Source organism: Parvibaculum sp. (assembly GCF_035511255.1).
Taxonomy (GTDB): Bacteria; Pseudomonadota; Alphaproteobacteria; order Parvibaculales; family Parvibaculaceae; genus Parvibaculum.
This window is the reverse complement of the sequence record NZ_DATKFR010000037.1, coordinates 1-3,181: the sequence shown is the minus strand read 5'-3', so window position 1 is coordinate 3,181 and position 3,181 is coordinate 1. Positions and strand designations below refer to the sequence as shown.

General features: G+C 67.3%; 2 protein-coding genes. Both read left to right on the top strand.

Annotated elements, in window-relative coordinates:
* Window positions 1–37 precede the first annotated feature (37 nt).
* Window positions 38–751, top strand: a complete 714-nt coding sequence (locus VMR03_RS01220; RefSeq protein ID WP_414693139.1) for a nucleotidyltransferase family protein — start codon at window positions 38–40, stop codon at window positions 749–751.
* Window positions 752–793: 42 nt separating this feature from the next.
* Window positions 794–3,181: double-strand break repair protein AddB (addB, locus tag VMR03_RS01215; protein ID WP_325401466.1), on the top strand; the 2,388-nt coding region annotated here is incomplete at its 3' end.

Here is a 3,181-nt window from a genome sequence, read left to right as displayed (position 1 = left end):
CCCCGCCGATCGTCTCGTTGCTCCCGGAGCGTGAATCTTGGCCTCGATCAAACGTGCGATGGTGATGGCGGCCGGCAAGGGCACACGCATGCGGCCCTTGACCGACACGATGCCGAAGCCGCTCGTCCCCTTCATGGGATCGCCGCTGATCGACCATGTTCTCGACCGGCTCGAAGACGCCGGCATCGAGGAAGTGATCGTCAATGTCCATCACTTCGCCGACAAGCTCGAAGCCCATCTCGCGAAGCGGAATTTTCCCCGCATCGTCATTTCGGATGAGCGCGAGCGCCTGCTCGATACGGGCGGCGGCGCGAAACAGGCGCTGCATCTCCTGGGCGAGGAGCCCATCGTCACCTTCAACTCGGACAGCGTCTGGGTCGAGGGCTGGGGCGCGAACCTGACGCGCCTCATCGAGGGCTTCGACGAGACCCGCATGGATGCGCTGCTGATGATCGCCGATGCCGCCCGCACTATCGGCTATGTCGGCCGCGGCGATTTTCACATGGACCCGCTCGGCCGCCTTACACGGCGTGGACCCGCCGAAACGGTGCCTTACATGTTCGCCGGGGTGCAGATCATCAAGCCGCAGCTCTTTGCCGACGGTCCCGACGGGCCCTTCACGACCAATCTCATCTGGGATCGGCTGATGGAAAAGGACACGCTTTTCGGCCAGCGCATGTCCGGTATCTGGATGCATGTCGGCTCGCCCGAGGATCTCGCCTCCGCCGAAGCCTTCATGCGCGATCTCTAGGCGGGGTTTCAATCCGGCCGGACAGCGGGGGTAGACTGGCCTATGGCCCACGATTCGCCGCGTCTTTTCACCATTCCGTCCGGCACGCCCTTTCTGGACGCGCTGGCGCGGACGCTGATCGCCGATCCTTCATTGGGCGGCCGCTTCGGCCGGGACGTCGAGCTTGCCGACGTCACGATCCTGCTGCCGACGCGCCGCGCCGTGCGCGCGCTGGGCGATGCGTTTCTGCGGGCGGGCGGCGGCGGGGCGCTGCTGTTGCCCGCGATCCGTCCTCTCGGGGATGTTGACGAGGACGAACTGACGCTCGACGTTGCCTCGCAACCTTTGCAGGCGCTTTCCCTGCCGCCCGAAATCTCCCCGCTCCAGCGTCAGTTTCGCCTCGCCCGGCTGATCCTCGACCTCGACGAGACGGAAGAAGGTTCCGATCTCACCCGTGCGCTGGCGCTTGCCGCTGATCTCGGCCGCTTTCTCGACATGGCGCTGACCGAACGTGTCGAGTTGAAGTCGCTGGCCTCGCTGGTGCCGGATGAATTCGCCGAATACTGGCAGATCACCATCGAGTTTCTGAAACTGCTGACGGAGCGCTGGCCGGAAGAACTCGCAGGCCTCGGCTTCATGGAAGGCGCCGCCCGCCGCAACGCGCTGCTCGAAACGCAAGCCGCCGCCTGGACGCAGGTTCCGCCGTCAAAGCCCGTCATCGCGGCAGGCTCCACGGGCTCGATCCCGGCCACCGCCGACCTTCTTTCCGTCGTCGCGCGGCTCCCCGCCGGCGCCGTCGTGCTGCCCGGCCTCGATACCGAACTCGACAAGGAAAGCTGGAACGCGATCGGTGGCCCCGGCACGCAGTCCCATCCGCAATATGGGCTGAAACAGCTGCTGACGCATCTCCGCGTCGACCGCGACGACGTCGCGCTCTGGCCCGGCGTCGAGCCGGTCGCAGCGCGTCGCGCCCGCATCAGGCTTTTGTCGGAAGCGCTGCGTCCTGCCGACACGACCTCGCTCTGGCGTTCGCGTCTCGATGCGCTGAAGCAGGAGGCTGACGCCGCACTCGAAGGCTTCTCTCTGATCGAGGCGCCGACGCAGCGCGACGAGGCCGGCGCCATCGCGCTCCTGATGCGCGACACGCTCGAAACACCGGGAAAGACGGCGGCGCTGATCACACCGGATCGCGCGCTTGCCCGCCGCGTCGCGATGGAACTCCGCCGCTGGGATATCGAGATCGACGATTCGGGCGGCGTGCCGCTCGCCGCCACGCCGCCCATGGTCTATCTGCGCCTTGTCGCCGAAACGGTCGCCGACGATTTCGCGCCGCTCGGATTGCTGGCCGTGCTGAAACATCCCTTCGCGGCGCTCGGCGGAAACCCGGCCCGGCTGCGCGACGAAACGCGCCGCCTCGAACGTCTCGTGTTGCGCGGGCCGCGTCCCGCGCCGGGTCTTGCCGGCCTGCGCGCGGCTCTGAAGGAGGCGAGGGAAGACCATGAGGCGCGCGATCGGTCGCTCAGGGATTTCGCCGGCCTCGACAGTCTGCTCGACCGGATCGAAGCCGCGCTGAAGCCGCTCGTCGATTTGCGCCTGTCGGGCGCCGCATTCGACGACATGGCGCGCGCCCATGTCGCCGCCGCCGAAGCGCTGGCGCGGAACGAGACCGGCTCCGAACTCTGGACAAAGGAAGAAGGCGAGGCGGCCTCCACCTTCGTCGCCGATCTCCTCGAAGCGGCATCGACCCTCGGCCATGCCGACATCGACACCTATGCGCGCGCCTTTGCCGAGCTTGCTTCGACGCGTGTCCTGCGTCCGCGCTTCGGCCGCCATCCGCGTCTCTTCATCTGGGGGCCGCTCGAAGCGCGCCTCCAGCACGCCGACCGCATCCTGCTCGGCAGCCTCAACGAAGGCACCTGGCCGGCGGAAGCGAATATTGACCCCTGGCTCAACCGCCCGATGCGCGCGGCTCTGGGCCTCGAACCGCCGGAACGCCGCATCGGCCTTGCCGCGCATGATTTCGCCGAAGGCGCCAGCGCCGCCGAAGTGGTGCTGACGCGCGCGCTGAAGGTCGAAGGCGCGCCGACGGTCGCCTCGCGCTGGCTGTTGCGGCTGCAAAGCCTGTTGGCCGGCATCGGCCGCGCCGATGCGCTGGCGGCACCGGGATGGACCGGTTGGGCGCAAGCGCTCGATACGCCGGACCGCGTCGCCGCCAGCGAGAAGCCGCGCCCGAAGCCGCCGTTGATGAAGCGCCCGGAGAAATTTTCCGTCACCGAAATCGAAACGCTGATCCGCGACCCTTACGCGATCTATGCGAAGAAAGTGCTGCGCCTGCAACCGCTCGATCCGATCGACGCCGATGTCGCCGCCGCCGAGCGCGGCAACATCATTCACGCGGCGCTGGAAAATTTCTCGCGGGCCTATCCCGAAAAATTGCCGCCCAACGCACTC